The sequence below is a fragment of the Floridaenema aerugineum BLCC-F46 genome, assembly GCF_041929345.1.
GTDB classification, from domain to species: Bacteria; Cyanobacteriota; Cyanobacteriia; order Cyanobacteriales; family Aerosakkonemataceae; genus Floridanema; species Floridanema aerugineum.
In genome coordinates this window covers 28,780-54,793 of record NZ_JBHFNQ010000161.1, presented here as the reverse complement: position 1 = coordinate 54,793, position 26,014 = coordinate 28,780, and the positions used below count along the sequence as shown (strand labels likewise).

Annotated in this window: 20 protein-coding genes; 9 read left to right on the top strand and 11 right to left on the bottom strand. The window is 42.0% G+C overall.

From position 1 onward, the window contains the following. Positions 1–128 precede the first annotated feature (128 nt). The 3 genes from ACE1CC_RS20770 (at position 129) to ACE1CC_RS20760 (ending at position 4,261) form a co-directional block, all read left to right on the top strand. Entirely contained in the window at positions 129–2,594 is a 2,466-nt protein-coding gene (locus ACE1CC_RS20770; RefSeq protein WP_413272339.1) for a GAF domain-containing sensor histidine kinase, read from the top strand. Then, the gene (locus ACE1CC_RS20765) at positions 2,591–3,037 is read left to right on the top strand and encodes a response regulator (protein ID WP_413272338.1); all 447 of its coding nucleotides are present in this window, start codon (positions 2,591–2,593) and stop codon (positions 3,035–3,037) included. The genes ACE1CC_RS20770 and ACE1CC_RS20765 overlap by 4 nt, the downstream gene beginning before the upstream one ends. A gap of 93 nt (positions 3,038–3,130) precedes the next feature. Further along, positions 3,131–4,261: a hybrid sensor histidine kinase/response regulator gene (locus ACE1CC_RS20760; protein ID WP_413272337.1), complete on the top strand. Its 1,131-nt coding sequence runs from the start codon at positions 3,131–3,133 to the stop codon at positions 4,259–4,261. A gap of 246 nt (positions 4,262–4,507) precedes the next feature. Here ACE1CC_RS20760 and ACE1CC_RS20755 read toward each other — a convergent pair whose 3' ends face one another. Both ACE1CC_RS20755 and ACE1CC_RS20750 read right to left on the bottom strand, forming a co-directional pair. After that, positions 4,508–5,689, bottom strand: a complete 1,182-nt coding sequence (locus ACE1CC_RS20755) for a TRC40/GET3/ArsA family transport-energizing ATPase (RefSeq protein ID WP_413272336.1) — start codon at positions 5,687–5,689, stop codon at positions 4,508–4,510. 140 nt (positions 5,690–5,829) lie between these two features. Beyond that, on the bottom strand, positions 5,830–6,219 hold the full coding sequence (locus tag ACE1CC_RS20750) for a DUF2358 domain-containing protein (protein WP_413272335.1): 390 nt from the start codon (positions 6,217–6,219) through the stop codon (positions 5,830–5,832). Between the two features lie 151 nt (positions 6,220–6,370). Here ACE1CC_RS20750 and ACE1CC_RS20745 point away from each other — a divergent pair, with 151 nt between their 5' ends. Further along, positions 6,371–7,441, top strand: a complete 1,071-nt coding sequence (locus tag ACE1CC_RS20745) for an adenosine deaminase (protein WP_413272334.1) — start codon at positions 6,371–6,373, stop codon at positions 7,439–7,441. A 170-nt stretch (positions 7,442–7,611) separates the two neighbouring features. On the opposite strand, the gene psb27 is transcribed toward ACE1CC_RS20745, so the two are convergent. The 5 genes from psb27 to pstS all read right to left on the bottom strand — a co-directional run bounded on the left by psb27 (position 7,612) and on the right by pstS (position 12,890). Next, positions 7,612–8,007 (bottom strand): photosystem II protein Psb27, encoded by a 396-nt coding sequence (gene psb27 / locus ACE1CC_RS20740; protein WP_413272333.1) that lies wholly within the window; start codon positions 8,005–8,007, stop codon positions 7,612–7,614. Positions 8,008–8,362: 355 nt separating this feature from the next. Then, positions 8,363–9,181 (bottom strand): phosphate ABC transporter ATP-binding protein PstB, encoded by an 819-nt coding sequence (gene pstB / locus ACE1CC_RS20735; protein ID WP_413272332.1) that lies wholly within the window; start codon positions 9,179–9,181, stop codon positions 8,363–8,365. Between the two features lie 328 nt (positions 9,182–9,509). Further along, positions 9,510–10,427, bottom strand: coding sequence for a phosphate ABC transporter permease PstA (pstA, locus tag ACE1CC_RS20730; RefSeq protein WP_413272331.1), 918 nt, complete (start codon positions 10,425–10,427; stop codon positions 9,510–9,512). A gap of 38 nt (positions 10,428–10,465) precedes the next feature. Then, on the bottom strand, positions 10,466–11,422 hold the full coding sequence (pstC, locus tag ACE1CC_RS20725; protein WP_413272330.1) for a phosphate ABC transporter permease subunit PstC: 957 nt from the start codon (positions 11,420–11,422) through the stop codon (positions 10,466–10,468). 154 nt (positions 11,423–11,576) lie between these two features. After that, positions 11,577–12,890 (bottom strand): phosphate ABC transporter substrate-binding protein PstS, encoded by a 1,314-nt coding sequence (gene pstS, locus ACE1CC_RS20720; protein ID WP_413272329.1) that lies wholly within the window; start codon positions 12,888–12,890, stop codon positions 11,577–11,579. Between the two features lie 224 nt (positions 12,891–13,114). On the opposite strand from pstS, the gene bioB reads away from it, so the two are divergent. The 4 genes from bioB to ACE1CC_RS20700 all read left to right on the top strand — a co-directional run bounded on the left by bioB (position 13,115) and on the right by ACE1CC_RS20700 (position 18,185). Next, the gene (bioB, locus tag ACE1CC_RS20715) at positions 13,115–14,167 is read left to right on the top strand and encodes a biotin synthase BioB (protein ID WP_413272356.1); all 1,053 of its coding nucleotides are present in this window, start codon (positions 13,115–13,117) and stop codon (positions 14,165–14,167) included. A gap of 70 nt (positions 14,168–14,237) precedes the next feature. Beyond that, positions 14,238–14,825 (top strand): biotin transporter BioY, encoded by a 588-nt coding sequence (locus tag ACE1CC_RS20710; RefSeq protein WP_413272328.1) that lies wholly within the window; start codon positions 14,238–14,240, stop codon positions 14,823–14,825. 167 nt (positions 14,826–14,992) lie between these two features. Then, positions 14,993–15,499: a signal peptidase II gene (gene lspA / locus ACE1CC_RS20705; RefSeq protein WP_413272327.1), complete on the top strand. Its 507-nt coding sequence runs from the start codon at positions 14,993–14,995 to the stop codon at positions 15,497–15,499. A 421-nt stretch (positions 15,500–15,920) separates the two neighbouring features. Continuing rightward, positions 15,921–18,185 (top strand): transglycosylase domain-containing protein, encoded by a 2,265-nt coding sequence (locus ACE1CC_RS20700; protein ID WP_413272326.1) that lies wholly within the window; start codon positions 15,921–15,923, stop codon positions 18,183–18,185. Positions 18,186–18,262: 77 nt separating this feature from the next. Here the strand turns inward: ACE1CC_RS20700 and ACE1CC_RS20695 are convergent, their stop codons facing one another. From ACE1CC_RS20695 to ACE1CC_RS20685, 3 genes are all read right to left on the bottom strand, one after another. After that, the gene (locus ACE1CC_RS20695; RefSeq protein WP_413272325.1) at positions 18,263–20,065 is read right to left on the bottom strand and encodes a sensor histidine kinase; all 1,803 of its coding nucleotides are present in this window, start codon (positions 20,063–20,065) and stop codon (positions 18,263–18,265) included. A gap of 100 nt (positions 20,066–20,165) precedes the next feature. Next, positions 20,166–21,740, bottom strand: a complete 1,575-nt coding sequence (locus ACE1CC_RS20690) for a DUF4335 domain-containing protein (protein WP_413272324.1) — start codon at positions 21,738–21,740, stop codon at positions 20,166–20,168. A 217-nt stretch (positions 21,741–21,957) separates the two neighbouring features. Then, positions 21,958–22,563 carry a DUF3038 domain-containing protein gene (locus tag ACE1CC_RS20685; protein WP_413272323.1) on the bottom strand — a complete coding sequence of 202 codons (606 nt, stop codon included), beginning with the start codon at positions 22,561–22,563 and terminating at the stop codon, positions 21,958–21,960. Positions 22,564–22,886: 323 nt separating this feature from the next. Between ACE1CC_RS20685 and ftsH the strand changes: the two genes are divergently transcribed. Next, the gene (gene ftsH, locus ACE1CC_RS20680) at positions 22,887–24,797 is read left to right on the top strand and encodes an ATP-dependent zinc metalloprotease FtsH (RefSeq protein ID WP_413272322.1); all 1,911 of its coding nucleotides are present in this window, start codon (positions 22,887–22,889) and stop codon (positions 24,795–24,797) included. Positions 24,798–25,163: 366 nt separating this feature from the next. On the opposite strand, the gene ACE1CC_RS20675 is transcribed toward ftsH, so the two are convergent. Next, positions 25,164–25,997 carry a Uma2 family endonuclease gene (locus ACE1CC_RS20675; RefSeq protein ID WP_413272321.1) on the bottom strand — a complete coding sequence of 278 codons (834 nt, stop codon included), beginning with the start codon at positions 25,995–25,997 and terminating at the stop codon, positions 25,164–25,166. Positions 25,998–26,014: the final 17 nt, after the last annotated feature.

The following is a 26,014-nucleotide window of genomic DNA, read 5'->3' as shown; positions in this document are numbered from 1 at the left end:
AGAGAACTGGGCAAAGGTCTAAAATTAATTAAAGCAGAGCTTTGTTAACAACAGTTTAAGCTAAAGGTTCTGTTCCCTTTTCTGGCGTAATCTTCTAAGATGAAACCTTTTATTTTTGCTTTGTAATTGTGGATCATTTGCCAAACCAGTTACCGCCAAACCAACCTCAAGATCTGGAGCGCGATTTTCAGATAGTCAACCGGACATTGCGAGTTTTAAGTGCCTGTACACAGGCTGTGATTCGAGCAACGGATGAAATGACCTTGTTACAAACACTGTGCCAACTGATTACCGAAGAAGCGGCGTATCGGATGGCATGGGTGGGATATGTGTGTCACGATGAAGCGAAGTCGGTTCAACCAGTTGTTTGGGCAGGTTATGAAGCTGACTATTTGAAGAGTATAAACATTACTTGGGCAGATACGGAACGGGGACAGGGACCGACGGGGAGAGCGATTCGATCGCACCAACCCATTGCCTGCCAAAATATGCTAGAAGATCCAAAATTTGCGCCTTGGCGAGCAGCAGCACAGCAACGGGGCTACCAATCCTCACTGGTTTTACCCCTGTTGGATGGGGAAGAAGTTTTTGGCACGTTGAATATTTACTCGACGGAAGCCGAAGCCTTTAATCCACCAGAAGTCACCTTGTTGACAGAACTCGCCAATAGCCTGAGCTTTGGCATTTTGGCATTACGGGCAAAGCAAAAACATCAGGAGGCAGAAGCGGCACTGCAACTGTCACAAGATAAGTTTTCCAAAGCCTTTTATAGCAGTCCGATTGCCAACTGTATCATTACTCTGGGGGACGGATTTATTTTAGATGTGAATCACGGGTTTGAGTGGTTGTTTGGCTACGATCGCGAAGAAGCGATTGGACGGACAATGCTGGAATTGCAATTGTGGCAGAATGTTGCCCAGCAGCCAAAGATGCTTGAGCAATTGCGATCTCAAGGTAATCTGAGAAACTATGAAGTAAATTTCCAAAAACATAACGGGGAGCCAATTCTTTGTCGCATTTCTGCTGAACTATTCCATTTTGAAGCGCAGATTTGTCTGATGGCTGCGATTGAAGACATTACCGAACGCAGACAGGCAGAGTTGACAATTTTGCAGCTGAACGAAGAACTAGAACAGCGAGTTGAGGAACGCACTGCCGCCTTGCGTAAAAGCGAACGACGCTACCGTGCCCTGATGGATGGCGCTTGTGATGCGATTTTGGTGGCAGATACCCAAGGCAATCTTCTAGAAGCTAACCAGAAAGCCTTGGAAATGCTGGGTTACACAGAGGCGGAACTGCTGAAGCTTCATGCCTCGAAGTTGCATCCAGCCCCGGATATAGACAGGGCAATGCAGGCATTTGCTAGCATGGCACAACGGGAAACCGATCGCTGTTTAGACGTGCTGGTAGTTCGGAAAGACGGACGTTGCTTTCCTGCCGAGATTACAGGCACCTCGATCGATCTGGGAGATGAAACAGTCCTTTGGGGTAATTTTCGTGACATCACAGATCGCAAGCAAGCCCAAGCCGCTTTACAAAGAAGCCAAGAGTTTCTCCGCTTGATTACGGATTCTCTCCCCGTCTGCATTATCTATCTTGATATCGAGCAACGCTACCAATTTGTTAATCGGACTTATGAAGTTTGGTTTAAACAAAATCGGGAAGAGATTTTGGGTAAGCCAATGGGCGAAATTATAGATCCTCAGTTTTACAAAGTTATGCAGGGATATCTCGATCGCGTCCTCACAGGTGAAACCGTTACCTATGAACATCTGTTTGGGCAGGAGGGAAGAACGCAGCACTGCTTCCAGATCAGCATTTTACCGGATTGGAACCCTGATCGACAGGTGCAAGGTTGCTTTCTGATGATCTTAGATATTACTAATAAGAAACTGGTGGAGCAAGAGTTAAAGCGATCGAATCAGGAATTAGAACAGTTTGCTTATGTTGCTTCTCACGATTTACAGGAACCGCTGCGGGCAGTCACGGGCTATACTCAACTGTTGATGAGCGAGTATGGCGATCGCTTTGATGAAACTGCCCATTCTTATGCGGAGTTTATCATTGATGGGGCAAAACGAATGCAACTCCTGATTCAAGATTTGTTAGCATACTCGCGAGTCGGCACCCGGGGCAAAGAGTTTGCCATGACAGATTGCAATGCCGTAGTAAAAGAGGCGCTGCGAAATTTGCAGATTGCGATCGCACAAAGCAATGCCGAAATTATAGTTGAACCATTGCCCACAATCAACGCCGATCAAAGCCAACTGGTGCAACTATTTCAAAATTTAATTGGTAATGCAATTAAGTTTTGCCAACAGGATCGTCCCCGGATTAAAATTCGGGCAACTCAACGGGAAACCGACTTTCTTTTTCAGGTAGAGGATAATGGAATTGGCATTAAACCTCAATACCTGGAGCGAATTTTTGAAGTGTTTAAAAGACTGCACACGCGGCGTGAGTACCCCGGTACTGGTATTGGTTTAGCGATTTGCAAAAAAATTGTGTTGCGACATGGTGGGCAAATTTGGGCAGAATCTACTCCCAACCTTGGCACCACATTCTTCTTTACCATTCCTGATCAAACCTTATGAATAGCAGTGTCAGTTATCGTCCGATTGAAATCTTGCTCGTAGAAGATTCTCCGAGTGATGCTAATTTAACAATTCGTGAATTTAATAGAGCCAAAATTGCCAATAATTTACATTGGGTAGAAAATGGGGAAGACGCAATGGAGTATCTCCGTTGCCAAGGAGAATATACTAATGCTCCCCGCCCGGATTTAATTTTGCTCGATCTCAACTTACCCGGTATGGATGGGCGAGAAGTGTTAGCAGAGGTAAAAGCTGATGCTGACTTGAAGCGAATTCCGATCGTAATTTTAACCACTTCAAATGATGAGGAAGATGTGTTACGCTCCTATAATCTGAATGCCAATTGTTATGTGACAAAGCCTATTGATATTCATCAATTTATTCATCTCGTTCAATTGATTAATGAGTTTTGGTTGGCGGCTGTTAAATTACCAGGCGAGTAACCGAAAAACTTCTCAAACTTTAGCTTTAATGTTGGGAAAAGTTGTTGAGCGCTATGCACTGTAAATCTATCCTCAGAGAACTAGTGAATTCTTATGAATCAAGCCTCTCTTCATGTCTTGCTGGTAGAAGATAGTCCAACCGATGCTCAGTTATTTAAACATATATTTTTGCGAGCGGCAACCGGGGATTGGCAACTGGTTTGTGTGTCAAGGTTAAGTGAAGCGATCGCCTCTTGTCAAACTCAATTATATGATGTGGCATTACTAGATTTGGGCTTACCTGACTCTGAAGGTTTGGATACTATATCTCAATTTAATCAAGCGGTTCCTGATGTTCCAATTATTATTTTAACGATGGTAGATGATGAGGATTTAGCCTTACAAGCAATGGCACAGGGAGCACAGGATTATCTGGTAAAAGATCAGGTAACAACCCAACTTTTAAGAAGGAGTATTCGCTATGCCATTGAGCGATCGCAAATTCTCCAAAAACTCATAAATAGCGAAAGAGCGACCTTAGAAGCACTGAATAAAGAACGCGAATTAAATCAATTAAAATCTTATTTTGTTTCAATGGTTTCCCATGAATTTCGCAATCCTTTAACTGTATTACAAGGAATAGGTGAATTACTAATTCATTTTGAGGGCAAGCTAACAACGGAGAAGAAACAGCTTTATTCCCAACAATTGAAGACAACCATTAAGCAGATGTGTCAGCTTTTAGATGAAGTAATTCTCTTAGGAAAAGTTGAAACAATTAATTTTAAAATTGAATTATATAGTCTAAATTTGGAAGTATTTTGTTATGAATTAATTACCGCGCTTCAATTGGGCGATAATAATAACCATTCTATAGTTTTAAGTTATCAGTTAGCTTCAAAGTCGCTGGAAATGGATGCTAATCTTTTGCGGCATATTCTCATAAATTTGATTTCAAACGCACTCAAATATTCTGCTTCTGGCAGTGAAGTTTTAGTGGAAGTTAGCGAGCGCAATGGGATGCTGAGTTTCTGTATTAGCGATCGCGGAATCGGCATTCCTGAAGACGAACAATCTCGATTATTTCAAACTTTTAGCCGTTGTAGTAATGTGGGAAAAATTCAGGGAACTGGACTGGGATTGGCGATCGTTAAACGTTGCGTTAATTTGTATCAAGGAGAAATTTATATTGAAAGTAAAGTTGATATCGGTACCAAGGTTACAGTACTTTTACCAATCCAGTAATAATTAATTTGTTGATAGGCGATCGTTATTTTTTTTGAACCGCGTTCAAAAAAACCTCTTTCACAAATCAAATAGGATTTCTATCAGCAACTAAGCTGCATCCGCGAATTTAATTTTCAGATAGTTGTAGGGTGCGTCAGAAGCTCAAACGTTGATATTTCGATCGAATTTAGGTCTGACGCACCCTACTAATCGTGCCTTTTTTTTAACCCATGTTCACGAAACAAGTAGAACTTCTATAAGCAACTAAGCTGCATCCGCGAATTTAATTTTCAGATAATCCTCCTCCATTTTCGCCCCAGCAGGTTGCAAAGTTGCTAAAGCTTGAGGTAAAACTAAATTGCGACGATGATTACCAATGCGGATATTTAATTCATCTCCTGTTTTACTTAATTGAACTTGGTCTTTGGCAATTCCAGGCAAATACAATTCTAAAGTATATTGATTGCGGTCTTGAATAACTTTAACCGTTGTTTCCCGGTAATAAACCTGCGTTGGATCTTCATCTTTATACAAGGTATCTTTCAATCTTTCCAAAGCAGCTAAACCGCACATTTCCTCGGAAAATAGCGGCACTTCTTTCACAGGTAAAGGATGGAAATTTTCGTGGATTTCTTGACGATACTGCTGCTGATTGTCCTTCCACTTTTGGAAGAATGGATCTTGAATTTCCCCTGGAAGAATGCGATTAGCAACTATTAAATCTGTAGAAACATTGTACAAACTTAAGTAAGCATGGGCACGTAAGGATTCCTTAATCACCATTTTTTCGGGATTTGTGACTAAGCGTACAGAAGTTTGGCTATTATCAACTAAGATTTTTTCTAGTGCTTCGATTTGCTGATAAAACTCGTAGGGCGCGTCCATTACTTCCTTATCAGGCAAAGAAAAGCCTGCGATCGGGCGAAAAATTGGCTCAACCAAAGGTCTGAGTGCAACTGAAATCCCCTGCAACGGCTTGTAAAAACGGCGCATATACCAGCCGCTAACTTCCGGTAGGCTGAGTAACCGCAGCGCAGTTCCAGTGGGTGCAGAATCAATAATTAGAACGTCGTACTCTCCCTCGTCGTAGTGGCGTTTCATTCTCACCAAACCGAAAATTTCATCCATTCCCGGTAAAATCGCCAATTCTTCCGCCTGCACTCCCTCCAAACCCCGCGCTTGTAAAACGTGAGTGATGTAGCGCTTCACCGCACCCCAGTTTTGTTCCAACTCCACTAAAGCATCCAGTTCCGCACCCCATAAATTAGGACGCACTGCTTTGGGCTCATGTGCTAATTCCATATCAAAGCTATCTGCTAAGGAGTGCGCCGGATCGGTACTTAACACTAGAGTCCGATAGCCGAGTTCAGCACAACGCAGTCCAGTAGCAGCGGCGACGGAGGTTTTTCCCACGCCTCCCTTTCCAGTCATGAGAATTAAACGCATAATTTTCCTCTGTTGCCTGAGAATAGTTTACATTTATTTACTCTATCGGTTATTTTGCGGAAATAGTTGTAATTGTAGGGTGCGTCAGACCATAAATCTGATGGACAAAATCAGAGTTTTCGCTTCTGACGCACCCTACTTTATGGAGTACTCGGCGGAAATAGGTGCTGTTTGAGGACATCCAACCGCGAACAGTTCCAATAATCAATGTGAGAAACTATTAAACCATCAGAATTCAGCTTTAACTCACTCCACCCAGAAATGCTAATCCGAGGTTTCCAAGGTAATGGAGTATTCCAGCTTAACCTCCAACGAGTCTCGATCGCATCTCCCTTACGACTAATCTCATGTAAATCCAGTTGCGGGTGAATAAACCAAGTGCGGATAAAGCCAATCATTTGCTGATACCTCTGGATACCCCGAAATTTATTCATCGGATCTTGGAAGTAAACGTCTTCGGCGTAAATACTGTAGGTTTGGTCTAAGGGAAATTTTTGGTAGTCTTGGCGCAAAATTTCGATAATGTCCATTGCAGTGTAAAGTTTTTCTAGGTATTATTACTCGATTTTCTAATTAACCGTAAAAATACTGCTTATTCCCCGGTCAAATCCGAAATATTTGTTAATAATTGGAATAATAACTAGATTCTATGTCATCTATATTCGGAAAAAAGAGGTTCTTGTGGCTTTATATGCAGAATTACACCGTCACTTAGGCGGATCGGTCGTCCCCCGCGTTCTCTGGCGCTATTTCCACCGCAGCGATGCTGATTTAGCGAATCGCTTTCCTGAATATCCTGAATTTGAAGAGTTTTACACTAAACCTCGGAATACGTTGGATGAGTATTTGGAATTGCATACTCTGGTTGAAGGTGTACAAACTACCCAAACTTTACCATACTTTATTTATCGCCTGATTCGGGGCGCTTATGTTTTTGAAAATCTGGCTTATTTAGAGTTACGTTATACTCCTTTTTTGCGAACTTCTGACAAACTGGGCCAAACTCAAAGAATCGATCAAATGGCTGAAATTGTCGATATTGTAGGTATCGCCAGTCAGGTGAAGGAGTATCCGATCGTCACAAGTCAAATTTTGTGTATGCACTCGCGACTTCCTTATGAGGTGAATAAGGCGATCGTAGAATTAGCAGCACAAAAACGGCAATATGTTTGTGCGATCGATCTAGCAGGTGGCGATGCTCATTATGCCGATCGCTTAGACGAGTTTATCGAATTATACGCTTATGCGCGATCGCTCGGTTTAAACACCACTGGACACCTTTACGAAACAAAAGAAGGTTGTTATCCCGAACTTTTACCTTATTTAATGCGAATCGGACATGGAATTCAAATTCCCCTACAATATCCCGAACTTCTCGGTGAGTTAGCAAGTGCGGGTACTTGTTTGGAAGTTTGTCCCACTACTTACTTAAAAACTGGCAACTTAGAAGATATTCGTCAACTCAAAGTAGTTTTCGATCGCTGTTTCGCCGCCGGTGTAGACATCGCCATTTGTACCGATAACGCAGGTTTACATAATGTCCGTTTACCCTTTGAATATGAAAACTTGCTAACCTACGACATCATCGGTTTTGAGGAATTGCAAGCTTGTCAAAATGCCTCTTTCCGTCATGCCTTTGCTTGGCCTTACGAACAGCCACCAGCCCTATTATTAAACGGACTGTTTCAATCCGCAACCTCAGATTTGGCAGATGTGGATTTGAATGAATTGCAATTAATCAATAGAAACTAAAGCTAGGTAAAATTTTACCCGAAAAATAGAATTCAGAAACTCAGTTGGGGAGATTTCTCCAGCTAAGTTTCTAGAATTCTTTTTTTTGGAAAAATCTGTTCGTTGTGAGGACTTTAGTCCTTTGATTGAGGAATGCACGACTAAAGTCGCTACAACAAACAAAAGAGATTTTAGGCTCCTTGATTTATTGCTGTTTCGATTTGTTTAAACTCGACTTCTAAACGCTTTTTCAACTTTTCAGGAACCGGACGATTGGGGTATGATGCGTAGTGTGAACCCAAAGCGTTTAATGCAGTTCGCATTGTGGTAAAAGAGCGTAGACTTTTCAAAGAGCTATCCCGCCAGTAAAGTGCAGCAAAATCATTGATTTTTTTCCTTGCGTCAGTTTGCGCGGCTGCTTTTTCTGGTGCATCATTGGGTAGTTCGATCGCATTTCGCAAACTAGCCACTACATCCAAGGTATCTTGACTATATTTACCAGTTAAACCTGATGGTTTTGAACAACCTACCAAACCAATGGTAACAACTAAAAGTAGGGCGAACAGACGGGACAAATAACGCTTCATAAGCCTTTTTCAGATCTGATTAGCTATGTCCCATCCTATCCTGAAATGAGTACTTCGACTCAAAATTTTCCCACTTACCCAAGTACGTTGTTGGGCTTTAGCCCTCTTATTCCCAATAGGCATCTCCAAAAAACAATGTAGAGACGTTTCATGAAACGTCTCTACAAGGGTTCCAATACTGCTCGGGTTTTGAGTAGGGGCGAAGCATTCGGGGGAGAATTTATGACTCAAACCCTAGATTTTCTGCTCCGAATGCTTCGCCCCTACTAACGCACTTTTAATTTCTGGAGATGTCTAATGAATACGAGGGCTAAAGCCCAACAACGTACAAATTTTGTCTTCTGCTTGGAAAGAATTAACCGAAGCGTCCACTTACATACTCGCGAGTAGATTCTTCTTTGGGACTTTGGAAAATGGATTCGGTGTTGTCATACTCAACTAAATAACCTGTGCGTCCACCTTTTTCGGAAAGTTGCACATTAAAAAACGCAGTCCGATCGCTCACCCGTGATGCTTGCTGCATATTATGTGTAACAATAATGATCGTATATTGCTGTTTTAATTCATGGAGCAAATCTTCAACCCGTAGGGTAGAAATCGGGTCAAGCGCCGAGCAAGGTTCATCCATTAGAATAACTTCTGGTTGAACTGCGATCGCACGAGCAATACACAAGCGTTGTTGTTGACCACCAGATAAAGATAACCCACTTTGTCTGAGTTTATCTTTAACTTCATCCCACAAAGCGGCACCTCTGAGCGATCGTTCCACCAACTCATCCATATCACCTTTATATTTGTTCAAGCGAGGCCCAAAGGCAATATTGTCATAAATTGATTTCGGGAAAGGGTTAGCTTTTTGAAACACCATTCCAATCCGACGACGCACTTCTACAGGGTCAATATTTTTATCGTAAAGATTCCTGCCATTGTAACTAATAGCTCCTTCCAAGCGGAAACTATCAATTAAATCATTCAGTCGATTAAAACAGCGCAGCAAAGTACTTTTACCACAACCAGAAGGGCCAATAAAAGCCGTAATTTGATTCCTGGGAATATCCATCACGACATCCCGCACTGCTAAGAAGTTGCCATAGTAAATATTGGCATTACGCACCTGAAAAACACTGTCAGTAGATTTAACGATTTCGGGATTGGTTTTTGGATTAGGACGCATATACACCTATTTTGGTTTTTGAAATTTGTAAAATACTATTTTTTGCTGCTCTTTGGATTAATTCACTCTGCACTTTTTCTTTCCCCAGCAATGAATATTTATTTTTTAACTATGCCTCTTGTCTACTCGTCAGCAAAGAAGCTAAAACTATAACGCAGAGTGTTTTTGGGGAGTTTTTACTTGTCCTCACTTAACTGAGACTTTCTTCACCTACATCTTTTGGCAGATTACCGACACCTATCATTAATCTTACCCTTATAAGGGAACATTTTGTTTTGGCTCTGTTTCCTCCTAGCTGTCATTGCCTAGCCGATAAAATATATTTGTCTTAAGCTTTCCGACTGGTAACATAGCGAGTAATGATACTAGTAATTAACACCAACAGCACCAGAATTAAAGAAGCTGCCCAAGCCAACTGTTGTTGATTTTTGAATGGGACGATCGCAAAATTATATACTAACACCGCCAAAGAAGCAGTTGGTTGCAAGAAAGCATCTGGCGGCCACAATTGCGGCCAAAATTGCGAAAACAAAGCCGTAAACAGCAAAGGCGCAGTTTCTCCAGCCGCACGAGCTACAGCTAATGTAGTTCCTGTCACAATCGCCGGAACAGCTGCGGGTAAAACCACACCCCAAACAGTTTGAAATTTCGTTGCCCCCAAACCTACAGCAGCTTGGCGCACATCTTTTGGCACCAACTGCAACGCTTCATCTGTAGTTCTCACAATAATCGGCAACATCAACACCGACAAAGCAATACCACCTGCAATGGGAGAATAGGAACCCCAACCCAAAGCCGTAAAAGTCAAAACCACAGCAGCGTAAGCAAACACCCCAGCAATAATCGAAGGCACACCACTGAGAATGTTAGTCGCAAATCTCACCCAACGGGAAATTTTTCCGGTACTAAATTCCGTCAAATAAATTGATGCCATGACACCAAAAGGGACACTAATTAGCGCCCCAATTCCCACCATAGTAATTGTGCCCAGAATCGCATTCCCAAAACCTCCACCTTCCACCATTGGCGGCGGTGGCAATTCCACAAATACGCTAGGGCTAATACTACTTATACCTTGTACAGTCACATAAATAAGTACAGCAAACAAAGGTATAATTGCCATAGCCGCCAGCATAAATGCCACCCCAGTCATAATGTTATTAAACAAAGTCCGGGGAGAAAAGTTGGCACGTAATAAACCACTACTATCAAAAGAAGAATTTTGTTCTGGATAACTCCGGCTCATAATTTAAATCTCTCTCATTACTCAGCAATCAGCTTTCACTAAATTCGCTTGACTCTTTGGACAACTAAATCAGCTAAAATATTGACTATCAAAGTCAAAACAAACAGCACTAAAGCTGCATATAGTAAAGCTGAAACTTGCAAACCGCTGGCTTCCGCAAATTGACTAGCCAACAGAGAAGCAATAGTATTTCCTGGCGCTAACAAAGAAGTATTAATCGTATTAGCATTACCAATCAACATGGTGATTGCCATTGTTTCTCCCATAGCCCGACCTAACGCCAACATCACGCCCCCAACAATACCAGAAATTGCTGCCGGAATCAGCACTTGGAGAATAGTTTCCCATCTAGTAGCACCCAAACCCAAAGACGCTTGGCGTAAATCAGGAGGTAGAGAAGTTAAAGCATCACGAGAGATAGCAGTAATGATTGGTAAAATCATAATTGATAACACCAAAGACGCAGGTAAAATACCGGGACCTGCTAAAGGAGTGCTAAACAAAGGAAACCAACCAAACCAACTATTTAACCATGCTCCCAGAGTTTCTCGCAGCAAGGGAATTACCACAAAAATCCCCCAAATTCCATAAACTACGCTAGGAATTGCTGCTAGTAGTTCTACCAAAAATACCAAAATTGTACGAACTTTAAGTGGCAAAAAGTTCTCGCTCAAAATTACTGCTGTACCCACTCCAACTGGCACAGCTATCAGCAAAGCAATTAAAGAAGTAACTAGGGTTCCGTAAATTTGCGGTAATACCCCAAACTGATTTGTGACTGGGTTCCAAGCACTTTGAAAAATAAATCCCAATCCAAAAGCTTGAATTGCAGGGAAAGCATCTTTAGCAACCTGAAATGCTATCCATAGCAATAAAACTGCAATTCCTAAAGCAAATAAACGAGTTAACCAAACAAAGCCAGTATCTAACCTTTTATCCAACGCTGTAGGTGGTTGGAAAATACTAGAATTGTTCTTGGCATCAATACTACTCATGATTGCTCTAACGAAAGATTTATAAAGAACAGAGAAATGAGAGAACTAACTTAACTTGATTTCGCATTTTTGAGCAATGCTACTAACACCTATTTGATTGCCTTCAGCTTAAAAGGATTTTACTAGCAAAAGTGCTTGCTAGTAACTTTTGTAACTAAGGAGTAGTAGCTGGCGAGGGAGTTGTGGCACCAGGAGTAGTGGTAGTGTCTGGAGTTGTGGCACCGGGAGTGGTGGTAGTTGCGCCTGGAGTCGTTGCACCTGGACTAGCAGCGGTTGTATCAGGAGTTCCAGCTGGAGGAGCAACTGCAATGTTGTAATCTGGGCTAATTGCTTGAGCAACGGTAGCAACTCTAGAAGCAACTTTCGGTGGCAGGGGGATATAACCTAACTGCGGAGCAATTCTTTGTCCTTCAGTCAAGGCGTATTCTACTACTGCTTCCATAGTTTTAGCTTTGGCTGGATCTTGATATTTCGGATAAACTAGCAACCAGCTATAGCTGACAATGGGGTAAGATTCTGCTCCCTCTGGGTCAGCAATGAAAGCTCGTAAGTTCTCTGGTAGTTCTACTGCGTCTAAAGCGTTAGAAGCTGTTTGGTCGTTGTAAGTAACGAAATTGCCTGCTTTATTTTGTAAGGTGGCGAAGGGGATTTTATTTTGATTGGCGTAACCATATTCAATGTAACCAATTGAGCCTGGTGTCTGGGCTATTTGAGCAGTTACGCCTTCGTTTCCTTTAGCTCCAGTACCTACAGGCCAAGATACAGTCTTACCGTCACCGACTTTAGATTGCCAAGTTGGACTAACTGCACTTAAATGTTTGGTGAATACGCCTGTGGTGCCGCTACCATCTGCACGATAAACGACGTTGATGGGTGTGTTAGGTAAGTTTACGCCTGGGTTAGCTGCGGCAATTTTGGGGTCATTCCAAGTCTTGATATTCCCCAAAAAGATATCTACATAAACATCTCGTGGTAGTTTTAAGCCTGTTTGTACACCAGGTACGTTGTAAGCTAAGACGATGCCTCCTGCTGTTACTGGTAGCATGAGTACGCCATTTTTGGCTTTTTGCACTTCTTCGTCACTCATGGCGACATCGCTAGCGCCAAAGTCTACTGTACCGTTGATAAACTGTTGGACACCTGCACCGCTACCAACTGACTGGTAATTAATTCTAGCTTTAGGATTGGCTTTGTTGAAATCTGCAAACCAACGTTGATACAAGGGTGCGGGGAAAGATGCACCAGCACCAGATAATAGTACGTTTTGCTGTAAGTCCAGTCTGGATGGAGTCGTCGTAGTGGGTGTTCCCGGTGCTACCGCTGGACTAGCGCCAGGAGCAGCCGGAGTATCGGTAGCTGTAGGTGTGGTTTGTGAAGGGCCACAAGCACCTAAGCCAATGGTTAAGGCTACGCCAGAAAGGGCAGCAGCTATAGTTTTGGGGCTGGTGAGTGTAAGACGTAAAATCATTGGGGGTAATTTTTCAGCTTTTTTTGTTAAAAACCCTTAGCAGCATAGCTCTTTATGGTAAAGATAAGGTTAACGGAAAAAATTCCTCCGTTTGGGTGAGTAAAAAGTAAAACAGGTTGCTACTCACTAATTTATGAGATGATATTTGTGGGGTAAACTGACTTTTTAGTAATAGAGGGTTAAGTGTGATAGAAACGCCGTTATTAACTTCTAATAATTCTGTTGTGGATGAGGATGCTCTTAATGTTGAGCAACCGTTGAGCGAATGGTTACAAGGGCTAACAGAGGAAATTATAGCTGGGAAAAGGCTCAGTCGTCAGGAGGCGATCGCACTCACCAAAATAGAAGGTGAAGAAAACATTTTGTTATTGTGTGCCGCTGCTGACCAAGTGCGTCAAGCTTGCTGTGGTAATACAGTAGATTTATGCAGCATCGTTAACATTAAATCGGGCAATTGTTCGGAAAATTGTGGTTTTTGTTCCCAATCTGTTCATCATCCCGGTAATGATTCGCCTGTTTATGGTCTAAAGTCGAAAGAGGAAATTTTAGCCCAAGCAAAAGCAGCTGAAGCGGCAGGTGCTAAGAGATTTTGCTTAGTTAGTCAGGGAAGAGGTATTAAATATAACAGTCCCAAATCAACAGAGTTGGAAAACATTTTAGAAACAGTGCGGCAAATTATTGCCGAAACTAATATTAAACCTTGCTGTGCTTTGGGAGAAGTGACCGCAGAACAAGCCCAAGCACTGAAAGAAGCAGGTGTAAGTCGCTACAACCATAATTTAGAAGCGTCAGAAAACTTTTATTCGCAAATTGTCACTACTCACACTTGGCAAGACAGAGTAGAAACAGTGAAAAACCTGAAAGCTGCGGGAATTCAAGCTTGCACAGGTGGAATAATTGGCATGGGTGAAAGCTGGGAAGATAGAGTAGATTTGGCTTTAGCTTTGCGGGAATTACAGGTGGAGTCGGTGCCAATTAATTTGTTAAATCCGAGAGCGGGGACACCGTTAGGCGATCGCCCTAAACTAGATCCTATAGAAGCACTAAAGGCGATCGCGATCTTTCGCATGATTCTACCAGAACAAATTCTCCGCTACGCTGGGGGAAGAGAAGCCGTGATGGGAGAACTGCAAGCAATGGGATTAAAAGCCGGAATTAACGCCATGTTAATTGGACATTACTTAACCACAATCGGACAACCCCCAGAACAAGACCATGCCATGTTAGAAAAACTGGGACTACAAGGCGGCGAAGCACCAATTCCCCAAAATTCGTAGTTCCAAATTAACTCAACGAACTATTACCAACTACCAACTACCCATTACCCATTACCCATTACCAATAGTTGTGTTTTCTGCCACTGAATTTTTGTGGGCCTTCATTGGTTTACTGCTTACCATTGGTGGCACCTTTTTAGAAGCATCTGTAACTGCTTTGCCTTGGCACTGGAGTGAGTCAGGGATTCCCATTCACTCTTTAGGAGTCACTTATCAAATTGGTGCTGTACTATTAGTAGGTTGTCTAGGTGGTAAAAACGCAGGTGCACTTTCCCAAATAGCTTATTTAGCACTGGGTTTAACTTGGTTTCCAGTCTTTTCCCAAGGCGGGGGTTTTGCCTATCTGAAATTACCTAGTTTTGGATATCTGTTAGGATTTGTTCCTGGTGCTTGGATATGTGGTTATTTAGCATTTCGCCAACCACCGAAATTAGAATCTTTAGCTTTTAGCTGCCTTTGCGGTTTGCTAGTGATTCATTTAGTAGGTGTCGCTTATTTAGTTGGTACTCATTACATAGTTTTGGCGAGTACAGAAACTATTTCTCCCATAGTTCCAGATATTCAAAAGTACTCTTTAGACCCTATTCCTGGTCAATTAGCTTTGGTTTGTGCAGCTACGGTGTTAGCTTTTATCCTCAGACGTATCATGTTTTACTAGTCATTGGTCATTTGCCATTTGTCATTTGTCATTGGTCATTCGTCATTTGTCATTGGTCATTTGTATTTGGGCTAGTAAATAAGTAAAATTGACGAGTTTAAATGAGGCGATTGAAGATTAAATTACTCTCAAATAACGAATGACCAATGACTAATGACTATTAACCAATGATTAAAAATCGTTTTTTTTGGATTGTTGCCTTCATTTGTATTGTTATAGACCAAATTACTAAATATTGGGTGTGGCAAAACTTTGAATTAAATGAAAGTTGGCCTTTGTGGTCGGGGGTTTTTCATCTTACTTATGTAAGAAATACTGGTGCCGCTTTTAGCTTGTTTAGCGAGGATGGTAGCTGGTTACGTTGGCTATCTTTGCTGGTAAGTTTAGCTTTGATGGCTATGGCTTGGTTTGGGCCGCATTTACCTTTGTGGGATCAATTGGGCTATGGTTTTATTTTAGGGGGCGCTGTTGGTAATGGGATCGATCGATTTCTTTTAGGTTATGTGGTGGATTTTTTCGATTTTCGGTTAATTAGTTTCCCGGTTTTTAATGTGGCGGATGTATGTATTAATGTGGGAATTGCTTGCCTGTTTATTGCGATATTTCGTAAACCTCACGCTGAGAATGGGCAGAGGACTCCCGGGGCAGAGCGCTCCCGGGGCAGAGGGGAGTAATTTGTTAGTTTTGTATGGGGGTTTTGTTTGTTAATTTAATTGAAACTAAACTACAGGTAAAATACAGATAAACTTGATTACTGCAACTGCTTTTTTAATAACAAACTAAGACTAACTCAAGTTGCCAGTTACTAAGAAATAAGTATGTTGTTGCGCTTTAGCGCTTACATCTGGGTTGTAATAAGAGCGAAGACAGTGCCACAACGTACTTAATATTAATGTGAAATTTTCCCTCTGCATCCCTGCACTCCTGTAACCCTACTACCTAAACTTGGGTCATGATAAAAAGTAGGGGAAATGCTGAGTTATTCTCCCAATATAGTCAAACCCCTTTGTTGGTCTGAAAAAATTTTCTCTGTATCCCCCTTGTCCCAAGAGTCCCTAAGTCAGTTCTAATTAAGAGTGTTCCACTGAAGACGATATGACTCCTCCCCATCCCCAAAAACCACGTCAGACAATTATGGGTGCTATCACCCAAGCAGTGCAAACGGTACAAGCGAAGGTAAATTTTTCTAAGCTAGCATTGAAGCCCAATGCTAGAGTACCGGAATTGCGCGTTCAGGATGCTGATGCAGATCAAGCGGAGGTTTATCCGCTGTTGGGCGATCGCTATAAACTAGGTCGTAGTTCTAAATCTTGCGATATTGTGGTACGTAATCCAGTTGTTAGTCAAATTCACTTGTCTTTGACTCGCACTGGACGCAGACAGAAGACTTTTCTGATTAAAGATGAAAACTCGACGAATGGGATTTATCGTGGTCGAAAGAGGGTTTCATCAAGAAAATTGCGTCATGGTGATATCTTGACTTTAGGGCCAAGGGAATTAGCTGGTGGGGTGAGAATTCAATATTACGATCCGCCAACTTGGTATGAAAAAGCGATAAGTTGGGGCGTTTATGGCATTAGTGGGTTAACGGCACTTTTAGCAATTACAGTATTGTTGGAGTGGCAAAAATTCTCGGTTCATCCTTTACCTAATGCTACCAGAGGGCCAGTTGTTGTTTATGCCAGTGATGAAACGCCTTTGCGAACTCCGCGCAATAATGCTCATGTGGAATTTAGGAAATTAAGTGATTTTTCTCCTTATTTACCGAAGGCGGTAGTAGCTTCGGAAGATAAACGTTTTTACTGGCATTTGGGAGTCGATCCGATCGGGATTGCTAGAGCGAGTTTTATTATTAGTAAAGGTGGCGATCGTCAAGGTGGTAGTACAATTACCCAACAAGTAGCCCGCAGTTTATTCCGTGATTATGTAGGTTCGGCAGATTCTTTGGGGCGCAAGTTGCGAGAAGCAATTGTGGCTTTAAAATTAGAGTTCTTTTACAGTAAAGATGACATTTTATTAACTTACTTGAATCGGGTATTTTTGGGCGGGGATAGTTATGGTTTTGAAGATGCTTCTCAGTATTATTTTGCTAAGTCAGCGGGAAATTTAACTTTAGCAGAAGCGGCGACTTTGGTGAGTAATTTACCTGCACCAAATAACTTCAATCCTTGTGGTGATAGTCAGGCGCGGGAAAGAGCAATTACTTTGCGAAATGGGGTGATTGCTCGGATGTTGCAGCAAGGTAAAATTACTGTGGAGGAGGCGAATAAAGCTAGACGATCGCCCCTAGAAGTTACCCCGAAAGTTTGTCAGGAACAAGCTAATACAATTTCTCCCTATTTCTATAGTTATGTATTTCAGGAATTGGAGTTTTTGTTGGGAGAAGAACTAGCGAGAGAAGGAAATTTTATCATTGAAACTGATTTGAATTTGAGAATGCAAGCTAAAGCGGAAGCAGCTTTGCGAAGTGCTATTAATAATGCTGGTGCAAATAGTCGGTTTTCTCAGGGGGCGATCGTTACTCTTGATTCTAAAACAGGGGCAATTTTAACGATGGTGGGAGGATTAGATTACAAACAAAGTCAATTTAATCGTGTTACTCAAGCACACCGCCAAGCAGCATCAACTTTTAAAGTTTTTAGCTATGCAGCAGCATTGGATCGAGGGATTTCGCCTAATAGATCTTATTCTTGTGCGCCTTTAGTTTGGCGACAACGTTATCCAGGTTGCGAACGGACAGGAGGCGGTAGCTCCAATATGTACAATGGAATGGCGCAATCGGAAAATGTAATTGCTTTAAGGGTGGCGCAAGATGTGGGTTTAGATAATGTTGTGCAAATGGCACAAAGAATGGGAATTGAATCTAAACTTAATCCTGTACCTGGGTTAGCTTTAGGACAAAGTGAAGTTTATCCTTTAGAAATGACTGGTGCTTTTGGGGCGATCGCCAATAATGGTATATGGAATCGTCCTCATGCTATTGTTCGGATTCGTGATAGTAGTTTTTGTCGTGATATCAAAAATTTGAAAACTTGCCCGGAAATCTACTCTTTTGATCCTGATAAAAACGCCAATTCTCAAAGAGTTTTACGTCGCGAAGTTGCCGATCGAATGAATACTTTATTGCGCGGAGTGGTACAATTTGGTACGGGAAGAAATGCCTCTTTAGGTTTAGGAGAAGAAGCAGGGAAAACAGGTACTAACAGCGATAACCGCGATTTGTGGTTTGTGGGATATGTTCCCAGTCAAAGGTTAGTTACTGGCGTTTGGTTGGGAAATGATAATAATTCGCCAACTAGAGGAAGTAGTGCTCAAGCTGCTTTACTTTGGGGAAATTATATGCGAGAAATTATCCGGTAAGTTCGTAGTTCTTAGTGACGACTTTAGTTGTTCAGTTTGTAGTGACGACTTTAGTCGTGCTTTTCAACATCAAAGGACTAAAGTCCTGACAACGAACTAACGGAGGCTTTTTCTGGGGAAGGAGTAGTGGGAAGTACGATCGCAAATTCCGTACCTTTACCAACTTCAGAAGTACAAGTAATTTTACCCCCATGTTTTTCTTCTACAATTTGCCGAGTAATTGCTAACCCTAAACCTGTACCAATACCTCTGGGTTTTGTGGTAAAAAATGTATCAAAAATTTTCTCCATATTTTCAGGACAAACACCGCAACCGTTGTCAGCAATTCGCACCATTACCCAGTTATGATCTAAGCGTTCGGTAGTAATTAAAAGTTCCTTATCTTGAGTGTTTTCTGTAGTTTTGCTTTCTTCTAAAGCATCGATCGCATTACTAATCAAATTCATGAATACCTGATAAAGAAAACCTGTATAACCTGTAACTTTGGGAATATCGCCATAGTTAAGCACTACTTTAATTCCCTTCTTGATGCGATTATGCAAAATTAATAAAGTGCTGTTAATACAAGCGTGTAAATCAACTAATTGAGCTTCTGCTTCATCCAAGCGAGAAAAGTCTTTTAAACTCAGCACAATTTGGCGAATTCTTTCTGCACCCACCGTCATTGATTGCAAAGTTTTTGGTAAATCTTCCTGCAAGAATTCTAAATCGATTTCTTCAGCTTTTTCCTGTAAAGCTAAAGATGGTTGAGTAAGTTCTTGTTCGTAAGCTGCTAAAATATCTAAAAGGTCGGTAACATATTCGCTAGCATGGACAAGGTTGCCATAAATAAAGTTTACCGGATTATTAATTTCATGAGCTATTCCAGCAACCATGCGCCCTAAACTAGACATTTTTTCACTTTGAAGCAACTGCACTTTTTGTAACTCTTCTTGTCGAATTGCTGCGGATTTTTGTTCTTCTAATAAATGTTTTACCCGACTAATCAATTGATTTAAAGATATAGTTAAAACGCCTACTTCGTCGCTGGTAGTTACAGGTGCTTGTAAGTCGAAATTATCATCTTGAGTAACTTTTTGGGCTATTTCAGTTGTAGCTTTTAAAGGGCGTGCGATCGCTCTACTAGTATAGATTGCTAAGAATATCGCTAGGATCACTGATACGAACATACTAGAGATTGTGATTCCCATTTGTAATTCTTCACCCAGTTCTACATTATTTTCTGCTATGCTTTCTTCCCGAAAAGCCTGACTAGCAATTACCGCTAATTTAGTGGAATAATCATCAAATTTAAGTACTGGTTCACTGATAGTTAAATTTAATAGCGATTGCTGTAATTGGGTAATTTCTTTTGGGTTTAAACTGGATTTTTTGATTTCTTTAATTACACTTTCTGTCTGTAGTAAATAATCTTCTATTACTTGCTCATAAGTTGTAAAAAAAGCATTAGCTCCCGTAATTTGTTGAGTTTTTAAAGAATTTTTGGCTTTTTGAAGTAGTAATTTAACATTAAGAATCTGTTCAATAAAATCGGAATGTTCATTTTGAAAATCTTGTGGTTTTTCCAGTAAAGCGACCAATTGTTGTTGATGCAATCGCGCTTGCAAAACAGCTATTTGTAAATCATTAAGCAGCACGCCCGTTTCATGCCACTTTTCAGCTTCATTCCGAAAAGCTTCTTCATAATAATTACCCAGCCCCATACCTATAATTGTGCCTAAAACCGCAATACTCAGAGCCAGCGCATAGCCACATCTAATTTTAGTGCTAATGCTCAGGCGACTGACGGCATTTTTCCCCAAGTTGAATTTATTAGTCCAAAATTTCCGGGAATGAGGGGCTATTTTCTGATGCCCCGGAATGGGAGAATTGGAGTTCATATTCATCAGTTGCAATAGAAAAAAGAATAATAAATATTTTCTATCCTAACTGATGAAATACATTAATGGTCAGGGAACAATCCGGGATTTTCTAGTAGCTTTACTGATAACCTCGCCAAGGACTGACTTGCAAAACACCTTTGGGAGTAAACACAACCTTAAAATAGGCAACTGGTTGTTCATTTACGCTAGTAGAATCAGTGGGAATATTAGCAACACCCAAGTTAGGGAGGGGAGTTTGGTTTAAATATTCTTGTGCAGGTTGGTTACGAGGTTCATACTTTACCACTGTTCCATCTGGGCGCATAGCAACCCGATAAACTAATTGTTCAGGAAACTTAGTAATTTCTGTCCTACGTTGTTTAATTTGGTTGTAAAGATTACGATTCAAAACTCTTAGAGAAGGGGCATCAACAATTTCATTATTTCTCCCTAAAGTTGCTCCTGAAGTTGTAGGAATTTGCCCACCTAAAGTAGAAGGGGTAGTCGGAGGTAAAGTAGTTGCCGGAGTTTGTTCCCCTAAAGTAGAAGGAGTAGTCGGAGGTAAAGTAGTTGCCGGAGTTTGCCAGCCTAAAGTTGACTCATTTGGTGGTGGAATAGTTGGTACAGCGACAGGAGTTTGCACTACTGAATTAGGTGCAGTTGTGGGTGCAGTTGGTGCAACTGGTACGGGAGTTGGCTGTAGTGCAACGGAAGAATCTATTGGGGGTGTAGTTGGTGCAACTGGTGCGGGAGTTGGCTGTAGTGCAACGGAAGAATCTATTGGGGGTAAAGTTGGGGCGGTGACTGGTGCGGGAGTAGCGACTGCGTTCGTTTGTTCTCCGAAGTTGGAAGTAGTGGGTGGAGCTTGTGCGGCTATTGGTGTTGCGGGAGAATTGGCAGGAACTTCGGTGGTAGAGGAAGTTAGAGGCGTGGTAGTTTCTTTGCCTAAATTAGATTGAGGAGTGGTTGTTGGGGGAGGTAAGGGAGGATCGGTGGTGGCAGGTTGTCCGGGAATAGTAGAATTCGGGGAGACAACACCAGAATTATTTTCTGGTAAAGGATCTCTAGGTCTTTGTACTTCAGGAATGGGGGCGAAAAAGAGTGCGATCGCAGCCAATGCTAAACTAGACAAACCCAAAGCAGCTGGTGCAGCTTGTTTCACCAAATCTTCATCCGACTTAGCAAAGCGTTTTTCCGCTGGCGCTAACTTCAACCCTAAACTAGGCAAAGTTTGGCTATCAGCAAAAAACTGATCTACAGCTTCCACTAAATCAAACAGTTGCACCGTAGATAAATCAACTTCAATGGGATTTGTCGGAGTTGTAGGTGAAGTAACACCATTAGAGAAAGCATTTAAATTTTGTGGTTGGACAATTAACCGATGTGAATTTTGCCCATTGCGGCGCAACTGCACCAATGGTACATGACCATTTTCTGAATGTTGATGTTGATGGGGGAAACCACTTAAAATTTCTTGAGCATAGCTGCTAACTGCTGTCACCAAACTTTCAAAAAAGTCTCTTCCGCCACTTAAAGATGGCCCTGTATAACCTGCCAAACGACATTCGGCATTGACTAAAATTGTTAAGACTGGGCGCATCTCTGTTTGAATGATACCGCCTGTGGTTTCACTCAACCCTTCTAGGATCAGGGTGCAATTAGGCAAGCTGTACTGTCGTTGGATCGTCGTCATGGGATTTTAGATTTTAGATTTTAGATTTCAGATTTTAGGTTAACTCCAGTGGGGGGTTTGTATTCGTTTTTAGGGTTAGTTATTTCCGGGTTGTTCGTTTGTGTTAATCGGCTATCAATATCAGCTAAGACAAGGTTAGGCGAAATATTTGTTCCTTGTTTTCTGTTCCCTGTTCCCTTCCTCTGGAAAATGTCATGCTTGATTACCGTGAGCCGTTTTAAATTTCCCCATCAAACAGACTAGTCCAAAAGCGTTGCATTCCAGAAGTACCTGTACAAAAGAGCAACTGTCCTAATAGAGCGATCGCTAACTCATTCAACTTTTCGTCTGAACTATAGGCTACCACTCCAGAGCGTCGGGGATTCATCCGGCTGCGAAAATGTTTGCGGAAGCGCTCCAAAAAGTAAGATAGTCGAAAATGATGTTCTACTGACAATTGTTTTTCGGACAATTGTTGATATGCCAGTAACAACTGTCGAATCAGAACTGTCATCCGCCTTGCTAAATTGCAGGCGATCAAAACCAATGCCTTGGCTTCGACTACACTCAGAGAATGACGTTGACTGTAACGACGCATGGGGTTAGTACAGCGCAATCGCCACAATGTTACCCGATTTTTAATAATTCCTTCCAATTCTAGTTCCCTAGCCGCACTGAGGATCGCTTCCGAACCACCAATATCTAAGGCTTCAATTACCAGTAAAATCAAGTCTATTTGCTGCCGAGAGCGTTTGGGGAACTCGCGATCGTCAAAATTAGCTGGAACGGGTAAACTTTCCAATATTAAAGGCACGGGTTGAGCAGTAGGAGTATCTAAATACATTAGGCTTTCTTGAATTTTGATTCTAACTGGCTTTGTGAGAGCGGTTACTTATAGCAAACCTATTCTAGAGAAGATCGCACACTATTGTAGAAAGTTTTAAGTTTTAAGTTTTGAGTGTTGAGTTAGGAAGATAGGAAGAGTTTTAAGTTTTAAATTCTCCCCTGCACCCCTGCCCCTCTGCTCCTCTGCCCCTCTGCCCCTCTGCCCCTCTGCCCCCCTGCTCCCCTGCTCCTCTTTAGCTACACTGGATCAATAAGAGTGTCTTTTCTTAAATTACCCTTGGGTAATCTGGGTAATCACAGCAGCAAAAGGGCTAACGCATTATGAAAAATTCCTGGATGAAAAAGTCGAGCAGACAGCACCCTAAGAAAAATGTGTTTTTGACGGGAGCGATTACAGCTAGTTGGTTATTGTTACAGAGTGCGTTGCCTGGAGTTCCCCCTGTTCTAGCTTCTTCTGACCAGCAGGAAACGATGAGTTACAATGAGTTGCTCAAGAAAATAGATGCGGGTAAAGTTACTAAGGTTGATATCGATCCGACGCAGCGTGTAGCTAGGGTGGAATTGCAGGGTGCTGATAAGACGGATTCGCCAGCAACGGTGAATTTGTTTGAGGATAATCGAGAGTTAATTGAAAAGCTGCGATCGAAGCGAGTCCAATTTGCTGTCCAACCAACAACTGATAATAGCGCCGCTTTAGGCTTTGTCATCAATTTACTGTTGGTGATTCTGTTAATTTCTGGGTTGTTGATGATTGTACGCCGATCGGCTAATGCTTCTAACCAAGCAATGAATTTTGGTAAGTCTCGTGCTCGTTTTCAAATGGAAGCGAAAACCGGAATTAAGTTTGAAGATGTAGCGGGTATTGAGGAAGCAAAAGAAGAATTACAAGAAGTTGTAACTTTCTTAAAACAGCCAGAACGGTTTACGGCTGTGGGTGCGAAAATTCCTAAAGGTGTATTGTTAATTGGCCCTCCGGGAACTGGAAAAACTTTGTTAGCTAAGGCTATTGCTGGAGAAGCTGGTGTTCCTTTCTTTAGTATTTCTGGTTCAGAGTTTGTGGAAATGTTTGTCGGTGTGGGTGCTTCCCGCGTCCGCGATTTGTTTAAAAAAGCGAAGGAAAATGCTCCCTGTTTAGTATTTATCGATGAAATTGATGCCGTTGGGAGAATGCGGGGAACTGGGATTGGTGGCGGAAATGATGAAAGGGAGCAAACTTTAAACCAGTTACTCACGGAAATGGATGGGTTTGAAGGTAATTCGGGAATTATTATTATTGCTGCTACTAACCGTCCTGATGTTCTCGATGCTGCTTTGTTGCGTCCGGGACGCTTTGACAGACAAGTGATCGTAGATGCACCAGATATGAAGGGACGTTTGGAAATCCTCAAGGTTCATGCGCGGAATAAGAAGGTGTCGGAGGAGGTGTCGCTGGAAACGATCGCTCGCAGAACTCCCGGTTTTACTGGTGCAGATTTAGCCAATTTGCTGAATGAAGCGGCAATTTTGACCGCTAGACGGCGCAAAGAAGCAATTACCATGCTGGAAGTTAATGATGCTGTCGATCGGGTGGTTGCGGGAATGGAAGGTACGCCTTTGGTTGATAGCAAGAAGAAGCGGTTAATTGCTTATCATGAAGTTGGTCATGCGATCGTCGGGACTTTGATGAAAGGTCACGATCCAGTAGAAAAGGTAACTTTGATTCCTCGCGGTCAAGCGTTGGGATTAACTTGGTTTACTCCTAATGAAGAACGGGGTTTAATTTCTAAGTCGCAGTTAATTGGGATGATTTGCGATGCTTTGGGTGGACGCGCTGCGGAAGAGGTGATTTTCGGTGATGCGGAAATTACGACGGGTGCAGGTGGCGATTTGCAACAAGTGAGTAATTTAGCAAGGCAAATGGTGACTCGTTTCGGAATGTCGGAGTTGGGTCTGTTAGCTTTAGAAACTCAGAGTAATGAGGTGTTTTTAGGTCGAGATTTTGCCAATCGTGCGGAATATTCGGAAGCGATCGCGGCTCATATCGATGAACAGGTAAGATTGATTGTGTCAAAATGCTATGACGATGCGAAAGGCATTATTAGCGAAAATCGCACTTTGATCGATCGCTTAGTCGATTTATTGATTGACAAGGAAACAATTGATGGTGAAGAGTTACGAAAAATTGTTTCTGAATATACTCAGTTACCTGAATCTCAATTCAAGCAAGATTGGTCAGTTGCAAGTAGTTCCTAACTCAATCATTGCTCAGTTGAAGGGTGCGTTACGCTAAGGATAGGGCGGGCAGGATGCCCACCCCACAAGAAAGCTATAACTCTTGTGGGGTGGGCATCCTGCCCGCCTTAATTGTCACTTGATTTATACATACCTACTTAGGGCTTGCTGAATAAAAGTAAAAAGTAAGATAGGCAATGGTGAAAGCGCCTTTTTTGCATATACAAGTGCAAGTTTTTCAGACCTTTTGGCGCAAAATTCAATACTCCTTTCGAGGAAATTGTAGGGACAAGGCATGAAAGAGATAACGTAAGAGTGGCAAATATTAATGATGCCGTGTCCCTACCCCCACCAATAGACTTATTCAGCAAGCCCTACTTAGTTCTACTATTCCAAATCCTCAAGACTAATTCCTAAAGCTGCTAATTGTTCGGCAGAAAGCGACTTTAACTTTTCTGCTAATTGAATTCGTTTTTGTCGTTCTCGTTCCGCTTCTGTTTGTAACCAATTTCCCTCCTGATCACACCAGCGCAACCAAGAACGATTAATTCCCTCAAATTCTCCTTGCCAAATTCCCAATCCCAATTTTAGTTCGGGAATCAAAAACAGAGGTTTTTCAGGATCTATACTTTGTTCTCGATAGCGTCCACCATTGAGTTTAAATCCGCGTAGGCGATCGCTATACCGACTAAATACAACATAATAAGGTACTCGTAAAATTCGCTCATAAACGTCCCATTTTCTCGGCGGTATTTCTCTCTTCGGTTGTCCGTTAATTTCCGTAGAATCTACTTCCGAAATCTCGTCATCTTCTAACAGCGCCAGTTCTCCCAAATCTTCTTTTTCTGTTCCCGGCGAAAGCAGTTCCACAACTAAAAATGAATTCACTCCTTCTTGCCAAACAACGTAACTAGAACGCAAATCTGTTCCTTCATACAAGCGCGGTACATCTAAAACGAGAAACCAATCAGGACGCTTGTGCCACAAAGGATTTTTCACATCGTAGTACAAGTTTAAATCGGTGCCAACAAAGAGGCGTGAAGGCGGATAATCTGTTAATTGCAAGGTGCGAGTAAGCAACTGCGGTTGCCAAATGTGAAACTCATCAGGCAAACCAGGTTCCTCCGGGTTTTCGCTAGGCAAATCGTACATTGTCGGCAGAGTTTCCTTTGCCGGAAGGGGAGGTTCTGTCTGAGGAATGACAGTCCGCTGTTGTGACATGACGATATGATTAGGAA